This is a genomic window from Arthrobacter cheniae, from assembly GCF_003602275.1.
Lineage (GTDB): Bacteria > Actinomycetota > Actinomycetes > Actinomycetales > Micrococcaceae > Arthrobacter_D > Arthrobacter_D cheniae.
The window spans coordinates 288,421-305,134 of sequence record NZ_QZVT01000004.1; the positions used below are offsets into that span (position 1 = coordinate 288,421).

The 16,714-nt window shown below is 68.3% G+C and carries 14 protein-coding genes; 9 read left to right on the forward strand and 5 right to left on the reverse strand.

The genetic code is table 11. The features are described from left to right. Nucleotides 1-5: 5 nt before the first annotated feature. Both D6T63_RS09215 and D6T63_RS09220 read left to right on the forward strand, forming a co-directional pair. On the forward strand, nucleotides 6-935 hold the full coding sequence (locus D6T63_RS09215; protein ID WP_120148696.1) for an NmrA family NAD(P)-binding protein: 930 nt from the start codon (nucleotides 6-8) through the stop codon (nucleotides 933-935). Between the two features lie 146 nt (nucleotides 936-1,081). Then, nucleotides 1,082-1,429, forward strand: coding sequence for a hypothetical protein (locus D6T63_RS09220; RefSeq protein WP_120148697.1), 348 nt, complete (start codon nucleotides 1,082-1,084; stop codon nucleotides 1,427-1,429). A 31-nt stretch (nucleotides 1,430-1,460) separates the two neighbouring features. Here D6T63_RS09220 and D6T63_RS09225 read toward each other — a convergent pair whose 3' ends face one another. Further along, entirely contained in the window at nucleotides 1,461-2,177 is a 717-nt protein-coding gene (locus D6T63_RS09225) for a TetR/AcrR family transcriptional regulator (RefSeq protein WP_120148698.1), read from the reverse strand. A gap of 216 nt (nucleotides 2,178-2,393) precedes the next feature. Between D6T63_RS09225 and D6T63_RS09230 the strand changes: the two genes are divergently transcribed. From D6T63_RS09230 to D6T63_RS09255, 6 genes are all read left to right on the forward strand, one after another. Continuing rightward, nucleotides 2,394-3,893 (forward strand): amino acid permease, encoded by a 1,500-nt coding sequence (locus tag D6T63_RS09230; protein ID WP_120148699.1) that lies wholly within the window; start codon nucleotides 2,394-2,396, stop codon nucleotides 3,891-3,893. Between the two features lie 46 nt (nucleotides 3,894-3,939). Continuing rightward, nucleotides 3,940-4,815, forward strand: coding sequence for an urea amidolyase associated protein UAAP1 (locus D6T63_RS09235; protein ID WP_120148700.1), 876 nt, complete (start codon nucleotides 3,940-3,942; stop codon nucleotides 4,813-4,815). Continuing rightward, nucleotides 4,812-5,477 (forward strand): urea amidolyase associated protein UAAP2, encoded by a 666-nt coding sequence (locus tag D6T63_RS09240; RefSeq protein ID WP_120148701.1) that lies wholly within the window; start codon nucleotides 4,812-4,814, stop codon nucleotides 5,475-5,477. The genes D6T63_RS09235 and D6T63_RS09240 overlap by 4 nt, the downstream gene beginning before the upstream one ends. After that, nucleotides 5,474-9,223 (forward strand): urea carboxylase, encoded by a 3,750-nt coding sequence (gene uca / locus D6T63_RS09245; protein ID WP_120148702.1) that lies wholly within the window; start codon nucleotides 5,474-5,476, stop codon nucleotides 9,221-9,223. The genes D6T63_RS09240 and uca overlap by 4 nt, the downstream gene beginning before the upstream one ends. Next, a complete protein-coding gene (gene atzF, locus D6T63_RS09250; protein ID WP_120148703.1) occupies nucleotides 9,220-11,100 on the forward strand; it encodes an allophanate hydrolase in 1,881 nt (626 codons plus the stop codon). Before uca ends, atzF begins: the two co-directional genes overlap by 4 nt. Before the next feature lie 670 nt (nucleotides 11,101-11,770). After that, entirely contained in the window at nucleotides 11,771-12,763 is a 993-nt protein-coding gene (locus tag D6T63_RS09255; RefSeq protein ID WP_120148704.1) for a Gfo/Idh/MocA family protein, read from the forward strand. A 65-nt stretch (nucleotides 12,764-12,828) separates the two neighbouring features. On the opposite strand, the gene D6T63_RS09260 is transcribed toward D6T63_RS09255, so the two are convergent. Then, nucleotides 12,829-13,470 (reverse strand): HAD hydrolase-like protein, encoded by a 642-nt coding sequence (locus D6T63_RS09260; RefSeq protein WP_120148705.1) that lies wholly within the window; start codon nucleotides 13,468-13,470, stop codon nucleotides 12,829-12,831. A 212-nt stretch (nucleotides 13,471-13,682) separates the two neighbouring features. On the opposite strand from D6T63_RS09260, the gene D6T63_RS09265 reads away from it, so the two are divergent. Further along, nucleotides 13,683-14,081 (forward strand): VOC family protein, encoded by a 399-nt coding sequence (locus D6T63_RS09265; RefSeq protein WP_120148706.1) that lies wholly within the window; start codon nucleotides 13,683-13,685, stop codon nucleotides 14,079-14,081. A 25-nt stretch (nucleotides 14,082-14,106) separates the two neighbouring features. Here D6T63_RS09265 and D6T63_RS09270 read toward each other — a convergent pair whose 3' ends face one another. The 3 genes from D6T63_RS09270 to D6T63_RS09280 form a co-directional block, all read right to left on the reverse strand. Continuing rightward, complete coding sequence (locus tag D6T63_RS09270) at nucleotides 14,107-14,919, reverse strand: YsnF/AvaK domain-containing protein (protein WP_120148707.1); 813 nt, start codon at nucleotides 14,917-14,919, stop codon at nucleotides 14,107-14,109. 110 nt (nucleotides 14,920-15,029) lie between these two features. Then, on the reverse strand, nucleotides 15,030-15,974 hold the full coding sequence (locus tag D6T63_RS09275; RefSeq protein WP_220725913.1) for an AEC family transporter: 945 nt from the start codon (nucleotides 15,972-15,974) through the stop codon (nucleotides 15,030-15,032). Nucleotides 15,975-16,050: 76 nt separating this feature from the next. Next, the gene (locus D6T63_RS09280; RefSeq protein ID WP_120148708.1) at nucleotides 16,051-16,692 is read right to left on the reverse strand and encodes an alpha/beta hydrolase; all 642 of its coding nucleotides are present in this window, start codon (nucleotides 16,690-16,692) and stop codon (nucleotides 16,051-16,053) included. Between the last annotated feature and the right edge of the window lie 22 nt (nucleotides 16,693-16,714).

Sequence of the window (16,714 nt, forward strand, 5' to 3'; positions counted from 1 at the left end):
CCACAATGATCAGCACCGTTCTCGTCGCAGGCGCCACGGGCGACCTCGGCGCCCGCATCGTTCGCGAGCTGCTCGGCGACAACTCACACCCGGCCACCCTCGTCCGGGTTCTGACACGCCCCGGCAGCGGGACGGCCCAGGGCATGTATGCCAGGGAGGATCGGGTGGAAATCCACGAGGCGGCATACACGGATCAGTCCACCCTCACGATCGCGTTGTCAGGCGTGGACACCGTCATTTCGGCTGTCAGCGGTGCGAGCACCGTCATTCTTGACGCTCAGCGGGTCCTGCTCGCGGCTGCTGTGGACGCCGGAGTGAAGCGCTTCATCCCGTCGGACTACTCGGCGGACTACCGCCGGGTGACTCCCGGCAGCAACCGCAACTTCGAGCTCCGGCGCGAGTTCGCCGCCGATCTCGACGCCGCGCCACTCCGCGTGACGTCCGTCCTCAACGGTGCCTTCACCGACATGCTCACGGGACAGGCCCCCATGATCCTGTTCGCGCGGCACCGTGTCCTGTTCTGGTCCTCCCCCGACCAGGTCCTCGACTTCACCACGAAGGACGACGTCGCACGTGTCGTCGCGCTCGTGGCCCTAGATGCGGATGCTCCCCGCGTCGTCGAGGTTGCAGGTGACCGCGTCACCGCCCGCGACATTACCCGGACCCTGAGCGAACTCACGGGTACACCCTTCACCACACAGTGGGCCGGCACCACGGGGACCCTGTCCGCGATGAGCAAGATCGGGCGATTCTTGTCGAAGGACAAGAACGCGACGTTCCCGGCTTGGCAGGGCATGCAGTACTTCGTCAGCATGTTCAGCGGCGAGGCCGAACTGCACCATGTCGACAACGAACGCTACGGTCCGCACAACTGGACATCGGTGCGTGACGTGCTTCAGGCGCACCTGCAAAGAACGACGGTCGATTCCAAGTAGACGGCTTGGTCCGAGCGAGGACGGTTCGGCGACCAGCACCTACCGGGTGGACCTCACCGGTAGCGTTCCCCGCAGCACGACGACGGAGCGTCCGCAACAGCGGGCGCCCCGTCGTCAGCGGGCCGGCGCCTGCCGAGGCTGGATCGATGATCCCTGCGCACTGGATGCCGTACTACCGGCGGGGCGACGGTGAGCTCCTCGGTTACCTCGTGCCCGAGGGGGAGCAGTACCTGCCCGTCACCGTGTTCGGCTACGGGCTCGCGGCTGCGGCCGATGAGGACGACGCCGGCCAGGTCCTCGAGAACGTCGGCCTGAGTTACCTTGCCGACACCTGGTTGCTCACCCTCGAGGACCGCGACGACCCCATCAATGTGCAGATCGTCGAAGCCAGTCCCGAGCGCCTCCGCGTGAAGAGCGTGGACTACGGGTGGGAGCAGGACTACGGCACGATCATCGAGCTGCAGGTTCCCGATGACGGCAGGCTCGGCCGCTGATTGCGCTGAGCCGATCAAGGCGCGTACAGCTCTAGCGCGCGCCGACCACCGAGAGGTCCGGCATCTCGCGCCCGAGACCCGCGATGAGCGCACGGCTCTGTGCCCGAATGGCCTCGAGCAGGGTGCCTGCACCACAGAGCACCATGGCCGCGTCGGCCACCTGCAGCGGCGAGTCCGGGGTCACCTGGCCGTCGGCCCGGAGGCTCACCAGGGATTCGACGAGACGGAAGGCCAGCTCCCCGTGGTGCTGGGGATCTCCGGGCCACAGCGGAGCAGGAACCACCGCGCACCCGAGAATCCGGTACAGGCCCCGCAGCTCCTCGCGGTCCGCGAGGAAACCACGGAACCGCTCATCCCTCGCTTCGGGCAGGTGGTAGAGGATACCGATGTTCCATCGGCCGCTGCACAGGTGCGTCCCGTCGAACAGCGCCACGGCATGGAGCCGAGCCGCAGGAGACACGGCATCGTCGGCCTTCCCCATGTCAGCGGACACTGCCCGCGCGAAGGCCAGCCCCTCCGCGACCGTCCCGGCCAGGACCTCCTCGAGGATGTCGTCCTTCGTGGCGAAGTGGTGATAGAGGGAGGACTGGCGGACGCCCACGGCTTCGGCGATGGCGCGCGTGGAGGTGGTGGCGTAGCCCTGAGTGGTGAAGAGCTCCGCTGCCGCGTCGAGGATCTCCTCACGGGCGGTGGCTCCGGGGCAGGTGGATTGTCGCGCTCGGGGACGTCCAGGGCCGGCTAGTGTCACGGCTTCATTCTTGCATCCGGGAAAACGGCCGGACAGCGATGCCCCCTCGCAGGGAAATCGCGAAACATCGCGGAAACAAGCTCCTCACACGCTTTTTACGGCGGTGAAACCCGCGCGGGATGCCGGGTTGGAAAACTATCACTTGACCGGTATTACCGAGGGCTTCCGACGCCTTCCCCTCTTCGCCCCATCCCCGTTCGAAGCACGGAGCCCCCGATGACGATTTCCACCTCGACCACCACGGACGACGCCGACCTCACCGCCCTCGGGTATGAGCCCTCCCTGCACCGCAAGCTGGGCCGCTATGCATCCTTCGCAGCCGGTTTCTCCTTCGTCTCGATCCTGACGACCATCTTCCAGCTCTTCGCCTTCGGGTATTCGTTCGCCGGCCCGGCGTTCTTCTGGACCTGGCCCATCGTCCTCGTCGGCCAGCTCCTCGTGGCCCTCAACTTCGCCGAACTGGCCGCACGGTATCCGCTCTCCGGGGCCGTCTACCAGTGGGCGCGGCGCGTGGGCGGCGAGACGGTGGGCTGGTTCGCCGGGTGGTTCATGGCAGTGGCGCAGGTGGTCACCGCGGCTGCGGCGGCCATCGCACTCCAGGTCGTCCTGCCGCAGCTGTGGAGCGGGTTCCAGGTGGTCGGGGGTGATCCCGCCCTCAACACCGTCACCGGTGCCGCGAACGCCGTCGTCCTCGGTGCCATCCTCCTCGTCGCCACCACCGTGATCAACGTGATGGGTGTGCGGCTCATGAGCCACGTCAACTCCATCGGCGTGACCTGCGAGATCGTCGGCGTCATCGCCGTCGTCCTCGCACTCATCACCGCAGCGCAGCGCGGGCCCGACGTCGTGATGGACACCACGGTGCTGCAGGGCTCGGATCTCGGTGCCGTGGGAGCATTCCTCGTCTCGGGCCTCATGGCGGCGTACGTCATGGTCGGGTTCAACTCCGCCGGCGAACTGTCAGAAGAAACCAGGGACCCGCGGCGCACGGCACCCCGCACCATCATCTCCGCGCTCGTGATCTCCGGTATCGGCGGGGCCCTGATGATCATCACTGCCCTGATGGCAGCGCCGAGCCTCGACGACGGCCGGCTCGCCACCGAGGGCCTCCCCTACGTCCTGACCGCCGTCCTCGGCACGTTCTGGGGCAAGGTCCTGCTGGTCGACGTCGCCATCGCCATCTTCGTCTGCACCCTCGCCATCCAGACCGCCGGCTCGCGCCTGGTCTTCTCGATGGCACGCGACGGGAAGCTGCCGGCCTCGGCACTGCTCTCCACCGTCCACCCCCGCCGCGGCACCCCGATGTGGCCGTCCATCGTCATCGGGGCCCTCGCGGTCGGCGTCCTGGCGATCAACGTCGGAAACGCCGCGCTCTTCACCACGCTGACGAGTGTCTGCATCGTCATGGTGTACATCGCCTACCTGCTGGTCACCGTTCCGCAACTGGTCAACCGGCTGCGCGGCGACTGGGACCGCGTGGGACAGACCATGCCGTCCGGCCTCTTCTCCCTCGGCCGCTGGGGCCTGCCCGTGAATGTGCTCGCCGTCCTCTACGGCGCCGTCATGGTCATCAACCTCGCCTGGCCACGTCCCGAGGTGTACGACCCCGCCGGCGAGAACGGGATCCTCCTCTACTCCGCTCCGCTCATGGTCACCATCGTGCTGCTCCTGGGACTCTGGATCCGCCGGAGCATCGCAGCCAGGGCCTCCTCGTAATCCGCTCGCAAGCATCACCTGCTCCCCCAGCCCTGATAGGAAGAACATGACCCAGACCACCGACACCCCGGCGGGCACGGCCACCACGGCCGGAGCCCGGGCCCACGCCCGTGACCAGCACAGCCGCACGGCGGACACCATGCGCCACGTGCCGGTGTCCACAGCACCCTCCCGGGTCACGGGCACACTGCCCGACGGTGCCGCCGACCGCCTGGTCTGGTCCGAGACACTGGCCTTCGGCCGCTACACGACCATGCACCTCGCCCGGGGCACCCGCGTCCGGCTCACCGACACGGGTGACGCCTGCGTGCACACCCTCCTGTACCGGGCCGGCGCACTCCACGAACGCTTCAATGCCGCCGACACCGTCAAGGTGCCGTGGCAGGCCTACCCAGGGACAGGGCACCCCCTCCTGTCCGACGCCGGACGCGTCCTCGCAACGATCGTCGAGGACACCTCGGTCCACCACGACGCCCTCACCGGCGCCACCACCCTGGCCGGGAACACGGCCAAATACGGAGCAGGCACGGCCCACAGCGCCTCGCCCGCCGCACGCGAACTACTGACCCTCGGGGCGCTGAAGAACGGCCTCGGGCCGCGGGACGTCGCGCCGTCACTGACCCTCTTCAAGGGCATCCGGGTGCACGACGACGGCAGCATCCGCTTTTCGGGAAGCACCGGCACGGAAACCCATGTGGATCTGCTGCTGCAGCTGGACACCGTCGTCGTCCTGGCCAACACCGCCCACCCCCTCGACCCGCGGACCGACTTCACCGGCACCGCCGTCGAGCTCGCCGCCTGGCGTGCCCCTGAGGACCTCACCGCGCTGGCGGACGGAAGCCTGGTGGGACCACTGGCTCCCGAACACCTGCAGGCACTGAACAACACCGAACATGATCTCGCCGCAAGGAGCACCCGATGACCACGATCCTCTCGCAGCCGGCGAGCAGCACGGCGCTCGTGCCCGGCGCCGTCGTCCTCGACGAGTACGTCGAAGCACGCGGGCCCTGGTCCGCCGTCGTCGTCGCCGGCGATGTCCTCACCATCGTGGACCTCGACGGAAACCAGGCCGTCGACTGCCTGCTCTACGCCGCCGGCGACACCACCGTCCGGTACTCCGCCGCCGTCACCATCGCCCAGCAGCGCTCCATCGTCCTCACCACCGGTTCCGTGCTCCGCGCCGAGACGGGTCTCCCCCTCATGACCGTCGTCGCCGACGAGGTAGGCGTGCACGACACCATCGGCGGCGCCTGCTCCCAGGAATCGAACACCCTCCGGTACGGCCAGCACACGCGCGAGCAGCATGCGTGCGTGGAGAACTTCCTCATCGAAGGGTCCCGCTGGGGACTCGGCAAGCGGGACCTCGTCCCCAACATCAACTGGTTCATGAATGTGCCGGTGGACCCCGACGGCGCCCTCGGGATAGTCGACGGCCTCTCCGCTCCCGGCAAGCGGGTGGCACTTCGGGCCGAGGTGGACACCCTCGTGCTCGTCTCGAACTGCCCGCAGGTCAACAACCCGTGCAACGGCTTCGACCCCACTCCCGTCCGCATGATCGTCACCCACCCGGAGGATGCCGCATGAACCGTTTCGACACCCTGCTCGTGGCCAACCGCGGGGAGATCGCCTGCCGCATTATCGAATCCGCCCGGAAACTCGGGCTGCGCACGGTCGCCGTGTTCTCCGAGGCGGACCGCGGTGCACGCCACGTCCAACTGGCCGACGAGGCCGTCCTCCTCGGGCCGGCCCCCGCCAAGGAGTCCTACCTGCGGATCGACGCCCTGCTAACCGCTGCCGCGTCCACCGGCGCCGGCGCGATCCACCCCGGCTACGGGTTCCTGTCCGAGGATGCCGGCTTCGCGGAGGCCGTCGAGGCGGCCGGACTCGTCTTCGTGGGCCCCACACCGGATCAGCTCCGCATCTTCGGCACGAAGCACACGGCGCGTGACGCCGCCTCCGCCGCAGGCGTCCCCATGATCGCCGGGTCCGGCCTGCTCGACGGCGTGGAGGAGGCCCTTGCTGCCGGGGCATCGATCGGTTACCCACTGATGCTCAAGGCGACCGGCGGTGGAGGCGGCATCGGTATGACGGTGTGCCACACGGAGGAGGAGCTCGCGGACAGCTTCCCCAGAGTGGCCCGCCTCGCCGGAGCAAGCTTCGGCACCGCGGGCGTGTTCGCGGAGCGGTACGTGGAGAACGCCCGTCATGTGGAGGTGCAGGTCTTTGGTGACGGAGAGGGCCGGGTCGTCAGCCTCGGTGACCGCGACTGCTCCCTGCAGCGACGACACCAGAAGGTGCTCGAGGAGGCGCCCGCCCCCGACCTGCCGGACGAGCTACGCGAGGAACTGCACCGCAGCTCACGCGCGCTCTGCGCCTCACTCGGCTACCGCTCGGCCGGGACCGTGGAATTCGTCTACGACCCCGTCCGCCGGGAGGCATCCTTCCTCGAGGTGAATGCACGCCTGCAGGTCGAACACCCCGTGACGGAATCGGTGACCGGCGTCGACCTCGTCGAGTGGATGCTCCGCCTCGCGCAGGGCGGGCCCGACGCCGAGGCCGTCCTCGCCGGCGTCCCCGACAGCGTCCCGGTGTCCGGCCACGCCGTCGAGGCCCGGGTGTACGCGGAAGATCCCGCCCGGGGATTCCAGCCCAGTGCTGGCACCATCACCAACGCCGCCTACCCCGAGGCGGACCACGTCCGCGTGGACACCTGGGCCGAGACCGGCAGCGAGGTCTCCACGAACTACGATCCCCTGCTGGCCAAGATCATCACCTCCGGCAGCAGCCGCGACGAGGCCTTCGACCGGCTGGCCGTCGCCCTGACCGGCACGCGGATCGACGGCATCGAGACCAACCTCGGCATGCTCCGCGCCGTCAGCACCCTCGACGTCGTCCGGGCGGCTGCCCATTCGACCAGCACGCTCGACGCCGTGGGCGACCCCGAACCGCGCATCACCGTGGAGCGCCCCGGCCTGCAGACCAGCGTGCAGGACTGGCCGGGCCGCACCGGTCTGTGGCAGGTGGGCGTCCCTCCGAGCGGTCCCATGGACGACCTCTCCTTCCGCCTCGGCAACCAGGCCCTCGGCAACCCGGAGGGTGCCCCCGGCCTCGAATTCACCATGACCGGACCCGCCCTGACCTTCTCGCACGACACCACCGTGTGCGTGACGGGTGCGGCGGTAAGCGTCACGGTCGACGGCGCGGAGGTGCCGGCCTGGGAACAAATCACGGTGCCGGCGGGCGGAACGCTCGACGTCGGCACGGCGGAGGGAGCGGGCCTGCGCGGCTACGTCCTGTTCGCTGGCGGCCTCGACATCCCCCTGCACCTCGGCAGCGCGTCCACCTTCACCCTCGGCCAGTTCGGCGGGCACGCGGGGCGCGTCCTACGGACCGGTGACGTGCTGAGGACCGTGCAGGCGGACGTGCCCGTGACGGCATCCCACGTGCGGGAATCACGCGTGCCGCTCGACGCCCGGCCTGTCCTGACCTCCCACTGGGAGCTCACTGTCCTCGAAGGCCCGCACGGTGCACCGGAGTTCTTCCAGCGCGAAGACATCGACGAGCTCTTCGCAACGGACTACGAGGTTCACTTCAACTCCGCTCGGACCGGCGTCAGGCTCATCGGGCCGAAACCCCGCTGGGCACGGAACGACGGCGGCGAGGCCGGCCTCCACCCGTCCAACATCCACGACACCCCCTATTCGGTCGGTGCCCTGGACTTCACCGGTGACACTCCCATCCTCCTCGGACCGGACGGCCCCAGTCTCGGCGGCTTCGTGTGCCCGGTGACCGTCGTGACGGCCGACCGCTGGAAGCTCGGACAGCTCCGCCCAGGCGACACCGTACGCTTCGTCCCGGTCAAGGCCGCGCAGGCACCTTCGCTGCGGGACCTCGGTCCGGGCCGGCAGCTGATCCTGCCGGACGCCCCGGAGCCGGGCGCCGGTCCCTCCCCCCTGCGCAGGCACCTCCTCAGGGGCGGAGACCTCGACGACGGCGTGCTCGCGCGGGTCGCGGAGGAACCCGGCCGGCCGGCAGTGACCTACCGTCGATCCGGCGACGACAACCTGCTCGTCGAGTACGGCGACATGGTGCTCGACCTCGGCCTCCGGGCCCGGGTGCATGCCCTTCACCAGTCCATCGAGCAGATGCGGCTCACCGGCGTGGTGGACCTGACGCCCGGGATCCGCAGCCTGCAGATCAAGGTGGATCCGACCGTCCTGTCCACCCGCCGCATGCTGCAGGTGGTGCAGGACATCGAAAGCTCCCTGCCGGCCAGTTCCGAACTCGTGGTGCCCAGCCGTACGGTGCGCCTGCCCCTGTCCTGGGACGACCCGGCGACCCGTGAGGCGATCGAGCGGTACATGGCCGGCGTGCGCGACGACGCCCCGTGGTGCCCGTGGAACATCGAGTTCATCCGGCGCGTGAACGGGCTGGGCTCGGTCAACGACGTCTTCGACACCGTGTTCGACGCCGAATACCTGGTGCTCGGTCTGGGCGACGTGTACCTCGGGGCGCCCGTCGCAACACCGCTGGACCCGCGGCACCGCCTCGTCACCACCAAGTACAACCCCGCAAGGACCTGGACGCCGGAGAACGCGGTCGGGATCGGCGGTGCCTACATGTGCATCTACGGGATGGAAGGACCCGGCGGCTACCAGTTCGTGGGCCGCACCACCCAGGTCTGGTCGCGCTACGCCGATTCCGCACCCTTCGAACCGGGCTCCCCGTGGCTGCTGCGGTTCTTCGACCGCATCTCCTGGTACCCGGTCAGCCCGGAGGAACTGCTGGACCTGCGCGCCGACATGGCCGCCGGCCGGGGTCGCGGAGTCGAGATCGAGGAGGGCACCTTCTCCCTCGCCGAGCACGAGCGCTTCCTGGCGGACAACAGCGAATCCATTGCGGAGTTCCGGGTGCAGCAGTCCGCCGCCTTCGCCGTCGAACGCAAGGCATGGGCCGACGCCGGCGAGTTCGACCGCGCCGACGCCGCCGCGGCCATTATTCCCGAGCCGGAGGAGCTGGTGGTGCCCGACGGCGCCTCCCTCGTCTCCGCGCCGTTCGCCGCCAGCGTCTGGAAGGTGGACGTTGCGCCGGGCGACACGGTGCTGAAGGGACAGCCCCTCGTCTCGCTCGAAGCCATGAAGATGGAGACCGTCCTCAGCGCTCCCTGCGACGGCCTGGTGCTGCAGGTCCTGCCCCTCGCAGGGTCGCAGGTCGTGGCCGGCGAGGCACTGGTGGTCCTGGGCTCATCCCCGGACACGTCGCCCGATCCGGGACAGGCACCACGACAGCAGGAACCCGAGGCACGCGCAACAGAAGAGGTAGCAGCATGAACACCCTGGCAACCGACCGTGTACGCGCGGCACTGGCCGCCATCGACGCCGTTGACCGGCCCGAGATCTGGTTGACCATCCGCAGCACGGAGGACCTGCTCGCCGAGGCCGCCGACATCGACGCCCGGGCCGGCCGGGGTGAGGAGCTGCCCCTGGCAGGCCTCGTGCTCGCCGTGAAGAACAACGTGGACGTGGCGGGGATCCCCACCACCGCGGCCTGCCCGGGCTTCGCCTACCTCCCGGAGGAGGACGCGGAAGCGGTGCGCCGCCTGCGCGCCGCGGGCGCAGTGGTGCTGGGTGCAACCAACCTCGATCAGTTTGCGACAGGGCTTGTGGGCACGCGCAGCCCCCACGGGGCTGTCCGTGACTCGCGTCGTCCCGAGTACATCTCCGGCGGGTCCAGTTCCGGGTCCGCCGTCGCCGTCGCCCTCGGGCTGGCCGACATCGCCATCGGCACCGACACCGCCGGTTCCGGCCGCATCCCCGCGGGCCTCCAGGGGATCGTGGGCATCAAACCGACCCTGCATGTCGTCTCGACGGACGGTGTGGTGCCGGCCTGCCGTTCCTGGGACGCGGTCACCATCCTGGCCCGGGACCTGTCGACGGCGGAACGCGCCATGGGTGTGATGGCCGGCGGCGCGCGTGCGTGGCCTGCCGACATACGCCTGGCCGCCCCCACCCGGCCCCGTGTCGCCGTTCCGGCAGAGTTGCCCGAGCTCGCACTCGCCTGGGCTGCGGAATTCGGACGCCAGGTCTCCCGGCTCGAGGCATCCGGTGCCGACGTCCACCCCATTCCGATCGACCTGTTCCTGCAGGCCGCGCGCCTTCTCTACGACGGCGCACTCGTGGCGGAGCGCCATGCCGCCGTCGGTGCCTTCGTCGACAGCGCCGCCGGTGACGACGGTGCGGCCGGCCTTGATCCCACGGTCGCCGGCATCATCAGCCGCGCCGGCACCCTGGTTGCCAGCGCGTACGTGGCGGACACCGCCCGGCTCGCCGACCTGAAGCGGGAGGCGCTCGCGCTGCTCGACGGCTTCGACGCCCTCCTGGTGCCAACGGCTCCCCTGCATCCGCTCCTCGCGGAGGTCGCGGCCGACCCCGTGGGCGTGAACTCGCGCATGGGAACGTACACGAACTTCTGCAACCTGTTCGATATGTGCGCGGTTGCAGTGCCCGCCGGCGAAGTGGAGGGCTCGCAGTTCGGGGTGACGGTGGTGGGGCGCACGTTCGACGACGCCGTCGTCGCGGATATCGCCCGCCGAATCGAGGTCACGCCCGCTCCTCCCGCCCTCTTCGCCGCCGGCACCGCCGGCAGTACCGGTGGTGAGGAGCGCCGAGCTGCCGCCGCAGGCCGGCCCTGGCCGTTGGCGGCCGGAGCGTCGGGCGTCCCGCTCGTCGTCGTCGGCGCGCACCGCCGCGGTCAGGTCCTCGCTGCCGACCTCGAGGCACTCGGCGGCTTCTGGGCCGGTCCGGTGCGCACGGCCGCCCGCTACCGCATGGTGGCGCTGGATACTCAGCCGCCGAAACCCGGCGTGTACCGCTCGGACGACGGCGCAGAACTCGTCGGCGAACGGTGGATCCTCTCCGAAGCGGCTCTCGGCCGGTTCCTGGCCGTGCTGCCCGAACCCATGCTCCTCGGTTCCGTGCGCCTGAGCGACGGCACCACAGCCGTCGGATTCGCCTGTGATGCCGTAGCCGCGGCAACCGGCGAGGACATCACCCATCACGGGGACTGGCTCCTCGCGACGGCAGCAACATCCGCCACGCCGGCGGGTTCAGGGCGGGAAACCGTAGGGCACCGGTCCCACGGCGCCGTACGCGACTTCCTCGTGACGGCGCTCTCGCGCGGTTCCTACACCGATTCCAGGCGAGGGTAGATGCGACGGTCCTCGGGAAGCTTCCGGGAAACTTCTGCCGCACCCGCGACACGTGCAGGCGAAGCTGACCCACGTTGCGACAGCGACGGGCAATCCGGGATGTCCTGGTGGCGAAAGATGTTCCACGCCGCACAGGACCAGCCGGGGACGAGAGGCCCCTCGCGCATCTCGTCCGATGGACAAGGGCGATACGCGTGGCTACTGCCCGGGGACGTCGTGTAGGCACCGTCGACCGCCCCTGCCTCGATTGATACTGGGACTGAAGTTGCGATTGATGCTGCGCTTCTGTGGAGCAGGGCGCACACTGAAGGAACTTGGCTGTCACCGGACGCGGTATGTGAGATTCAGTCGGAGACATTGCCGGAACGATTTCGTGGCGGTGGGTTCCCCTCGCACGGTCAAGAAGCCGGCTGCGTGAGGGGAACAGCACTATTTCCCCGAGCAACGGCTCGAGCCACGCGCCAGGCGCGCCCGCTCCCCCACGGTAGAGGCCGCTCCACACAGGCATCGGAAACCCGCCCATCACGCGCGTGTCACCACCGTGGCGGAGCTCAACGACCTGAACGCTTTCACGTCGTAGGATGCAGCAACAACCGGTACCGGTAGCGATCGATCCGTGGGTTTGCGACTCCATCCTGGCTCAGCCGGGGTGGTTGAAAAGGAGAATAGCGTGAGCAAGACATTGCGTTGGGGCGTACTGGGCACCGCCCGCATCATCCGCAAGACGATCCCGGCGTTGCAGCAGACACGGAACGGTGAGGTCATAGGTATCGCCTCCCGTACGGAGGAAAGGGCCAGGGAGTACGCCGACAAGCATGGCGTACCGCAGGCGTTCAGCTCCTACGAGGCGCTGCTTGCCTCGCCGGACATCGACGCTGTTTACATTTCGCTGCCGAACGCACTGCATCGTGAGTGGGTTCTGAAATCTTTGGACGCAGGCAAGCACGTCCTGTGTGAGAAGCCCCTTGCGATGAGCGCTGCGGAGGTCGAGGAGATCACGCGCAAAGCCGAGGAGACCGGACTCCGGGTCCTGGAAGGCTTCATGTACCGTTTCCACCCGCGCTTCGAGAAGCTGCAGGAGCTACTCGCGTCCGGTGCAGTGGGTACCTTGACCTTTCTCCACGTCGGACACACCTTCGACGCCGGCGGAGATGACAACATTCGCTGGTATACCGGTCTCGGCGGTGGTGCACTCTTCGACGCAGGAGGCTACTGCGTCAACGTCAGCCGGATGGTCACGGGCCAGGAGCCGGTTCACGTCGCAGCCTTCGGCAACTACCGTGACGCCAGCGACACAGGCCGGATCGATACGAGCTTCGCGGGCATGCTGCGCTTTCCCGGAAGCGCCACCGCCCTCTTCGATACCGGGGTCAACCTCGAGCGCCGCAACTTCCTGGAGCTCACGGGCACCAAGGGCCGGCTCTACCTCGACAATCCTTTCGGCCTTCTGGAAGAGGACTCCGTTCTGGAGGAGCATCACTTCGGGCAGGACAGCATTCACCACAGGATCAAGGGCGGGAACCACTTCGTACGGATGGGTGAACATTTCGCCGACAGTGTTCTGAACGGCGTGCCGCTTCGGTACGATCTGGCAGACGCCGCGAACAACGCGCGGGTGCTGGAAGCGCTCGACAGTGCAGCGCGATCACAAGACGGCGCCTGAACCACGATCCGGAACGTATCGCAGCGGCAGGCAGTGCGCATGAGGGCTGCTCTCGCGGTGAATTCCTACAGCGCAGTGGTCACGTCGGCATTCAGCGTGGCTCGTGGGTTGTGTGAATGCCGCACGCCCACAGTGAATGCTCCAAGTTCCCGGCCGATGCCGAGGTAATGGTCGCTGTCCTCCAGGACCACGCAGGGGAGCAGGCAATGGGCTCGAAAAACAACTTCCTTGTCCTCGGTAGGTCCGCGTCGAGCAACATCGACGTATCTGGCCAGATTCCACGATTGCAGGAGTTCTTCGATCAGGTCAGGATTCCCGTTCGATACGACGGTTTGCTGCGCAGCTACTCCTGACAGCGCCGGCATCAATCGTGAGGCTACCCACGACGGTTCGAGGCTCCGCTTCGCTGCTTCAGCAACGACGACGGCGCGCTCAGAATAGAGGCCCTGGATCTGACCCGTCTCGGCGGGAAAGCCGCGTTCGATTAGGCGGCACCAGATCCAGTGCTCGGTGTTCCCTATGAGGTCGGCGAAGAAGTCATCAGCGAAGTGATAGCCCCGACGGCGTGCCAACTCACGAAAGCTGTCTTCGTGCAGGGGTTCCGTGTGCGCCACCACGCCGTCGAAGTCCCAGATCACCCGGGCACCCGTTCCCTGGATGATCATCGCGGAGATGAGTTCGTCCGAGTCCCGACCCCAATCAACCATTCGTCTCGACCTCTCTGTGGGTGACACGTGCCGTCACCCACGACCCGAAGCGTAGCCCGTTCGCTGTAGCGTCACGGCGACGGCGACACCTACCGCGCTGGATGAGTACGGCGCGCCGGACGAGAACGCGACCAGATTCCGCTTGAGACCTCGCGGACAGTGCCTGTCCGGATGACGGTGCGCCACGCCGGTGGTCGGAGCACAATCGGGGCATGACCCTGCGCTGGTACTCCACCGTCATCGAATCCACGGACCATCGAGCCCTCGCCCGGTGGTGGGCCGAGGCCCTCGGCTGGGACATCATGTTCGAGGACCCCGACGAGGCCGTACTCGTGCCGCCGTGGGCACGCGAGCTTGCGCCGAGGCTCCGCTTCGAGCAGGTCCCGCCCGGCCTCGTGTTCGTTTCCGTCGAGCACCGTAAGGAGGGCAAGAACCGCCTGCACCTGGATTTTGCGCCGCACACCGGTGACGACCGCGACGCGGAGATCGCGCGGCTCCTGGCGCTCGGCGCCGCAAGGGTCGACGTCGGGCAGGGCCCGGACGTGAGCTGGGACGTTCTCGCCGACCCCGACGGCAACGAATTCTGCGTGCTGTCCTCGCGCGAGGACTAGGCGCGCGGCAGTCCGACGCCGGTTCCTACAGCTCGATGCGCTCTGTCTCGATCACTTCCTTGCGCACCTGCCCCGTGACCGTTTCGTCGTGCGTGCGCGCCTCGCGGCTGATGCGCACGCGTTCGATGGGGACCACGTCGATCTCGACGCGTGGCTTCTCCTCGTACAGGACCATTTCGACGACGTCGCCGTTGAAGGCGGTCTCGACGGCCGCGTAGAGCCGGTCGCGCTCGGCCTTGCTGAAGGTGCCTGCACCGTCGTCGTAGAGGGGTGCTCCATCCTTGACCGGTACGCGCTCCACAACGAGCTCCTCACGCCGGATCTGCACGGTCATGGTGACGTCCTCGGTGACCACGCGCTTAACGAGGCGTACGCGCTCCGTCTCGCGAAGTTCGGTTCCTACCCGGAGTTGTTCCTCGGAGCGCGTCATCGCGTAGTCGCCCTCGGGGCGGGAGGACTGGCTGCGGGTGCGGCCGGCGTCGGGAGCTGCCTGGTCCGCAGTGCCGTCGTCGTCCTTTGCCGCCATGAGCCCGTAGTAGCGCAGGAGGTGCTGCTCCTCCTCCGGGCTGAGGTGCCCGTCCAGCGACATCTTCGGGGAGTCGTACACCTTCGCATGGGTGTAGGGCAGGCGGACGTTGCGGCCGTCGAGGGTTGCGCCGTGCAGCGGGGCGAACGATTCCGGTTTCCCCATTGTGTGCGTGGTCACGGTCACCCAGCTGGGTTCCCCGGTGGCGTCGTCGACGTAGAGCTGGCCCATGGGACCGAGAACTGCTCCGTCCTCGCTCAGCACATTGGCGCCGGCGTTCATCGAGTTCTTCATCTGGTCGAGCGTGATCATGATGGCCCTTTCGAGGAGATTGACTTTTCATCACCGTAGGTCGCGTCACCCCCGATAGCAAGCATGCTTACTACCCAATTCCCGGTTTGTCGTCCATTCCAGGCCAGCGGCTACCGCTGTCCGCGCAGCCTCAGCCCGTGAGGACCCCGATCACGAGGAACACCATGGGCAGGTACAGCACTCCCGCTACGGTCTGCAGCGTGATGGTGGACGCCATGAGGCGCGAATCGCCGCCCAGCGCCCTCGCCTTTCCCTCCCGACGACGCCGTCGGGAGGGAAAGGAAGAGGATCACAGTGGCTGCAGGCTCCCCGGTCAGCCCGAAGAGCAGGCAGCCCGCGATCCCGAGGCCCGGCAGAACCGCGAACTTGACCGCAGTCGCCATCAGCACCGCGCCGAGGTTGCGGCCCATGCTGCGCAGCTCGAGCGCCGCCCCCACGCACAGCAGGCCGAGCGGCAGTGACGCCGTGCCGAGGGTCCGCACGAATTCGGCGATGCCCGGCGGCAATCCGACGCCGGTTACGTTGAGCAGGATGCCCATCACGCAGCCGAGGATCAACGGGTTGGTGATGATGCTCCGAACCGTTCCGCCGATGGTGAGTCGCTCCGAGCCGTAGCGAGCGAACGCGAGCGTGCAGAGGACGTTCACGAGTGGAACGAGGACGGTATTGGCGATGGCAGCGAGCGCGACGCCGTCGGACCCGAAGAGGGCCAGGGCGATCGACAGGCCGAGATAGTTGTTGAACCGGATGCTGCCCTGGATGACCGAGGTGAAGGCCGGTCCATCGAGGTCCAGCCAGCGTTGCGCGATCACGAGACCGAGCGCCGTGACGATGACGGGTCCGGCGAGGATCGGCGCCATGAGTCCGATCGGCAGGCCCGCGAGATCCGCCGTCGCGGTGCCGTTGATGAACAGGGCCGGCAGGAGGATGAAGTAGCAGAGCCGCTCGGCCGGCGGCCAGAACGACGGCGAGAGGAAGCTGCGTGCCCTGATGCCGTAACCGAGCGCGATCAGCCCGATCACCGGACCGAGCGCCACCAGGGTCTGCAGGATCATGAGGTGGCGCAGGCTGGACGAGCAGGCGACGCGCGACGCCGGGCTCGTGCCAGGGCTGCGGTCAGGACGGCCCCGATCACCAGCCCCGCGCCTGGAGCCACTCGGCGGCCAGCCGGATCCACTGTTCGGCGGCGCCCTGTCCCTCGGCCAGTCCCAGGCCGTGCTCGCCCTCGGTGAAGACGTGCAGGGCGTGCGGAACGAAGTGGGCTGCGAGCGCCTGCGCCAGGAGGTACGCGTGCTGTACCGGCACGGCTTCGTCCGCCGCGGTGTGCCAGATGAAGAACGGCGGGGCGTCGGCCGTTACCAGTCGGTCCAGCGACGTCGCCGCGCGGAGCTCCCCACCAGCGTCGGGCCCGAGCAGTTCGTCCTGGGAGCCGCGGTGCGTCGCGAGTTCCATCGAGACCACGGGATAGCAGAGGACGGCGGCGTCGACACGCTCATCGGCTTCTTCGCCGGCTGCCAGCGCGGCGTGGCCCGCGAGGTGCCCTCCGGCGGAGAAGCCGAGAAGCGCCACCCGCTCGGCTCCGGCCGACCGCACCCTCCGGATCTCGGCCCGGACGGCGTCGAGCGGGGCCGGGTGCCGTGCCTGGACGGGATAGTCGAAGATACTGGCCGACAGTCCGAGGGAGCGCAGCCGGTCGGCGACGATCTCCCGCTCATTGTCCGACAGCATGCCGTAGCCACCGCCGGGCAGGACGATGACGTGCGAGGAATTCATCCCACCACCGTACTGCGGCTGG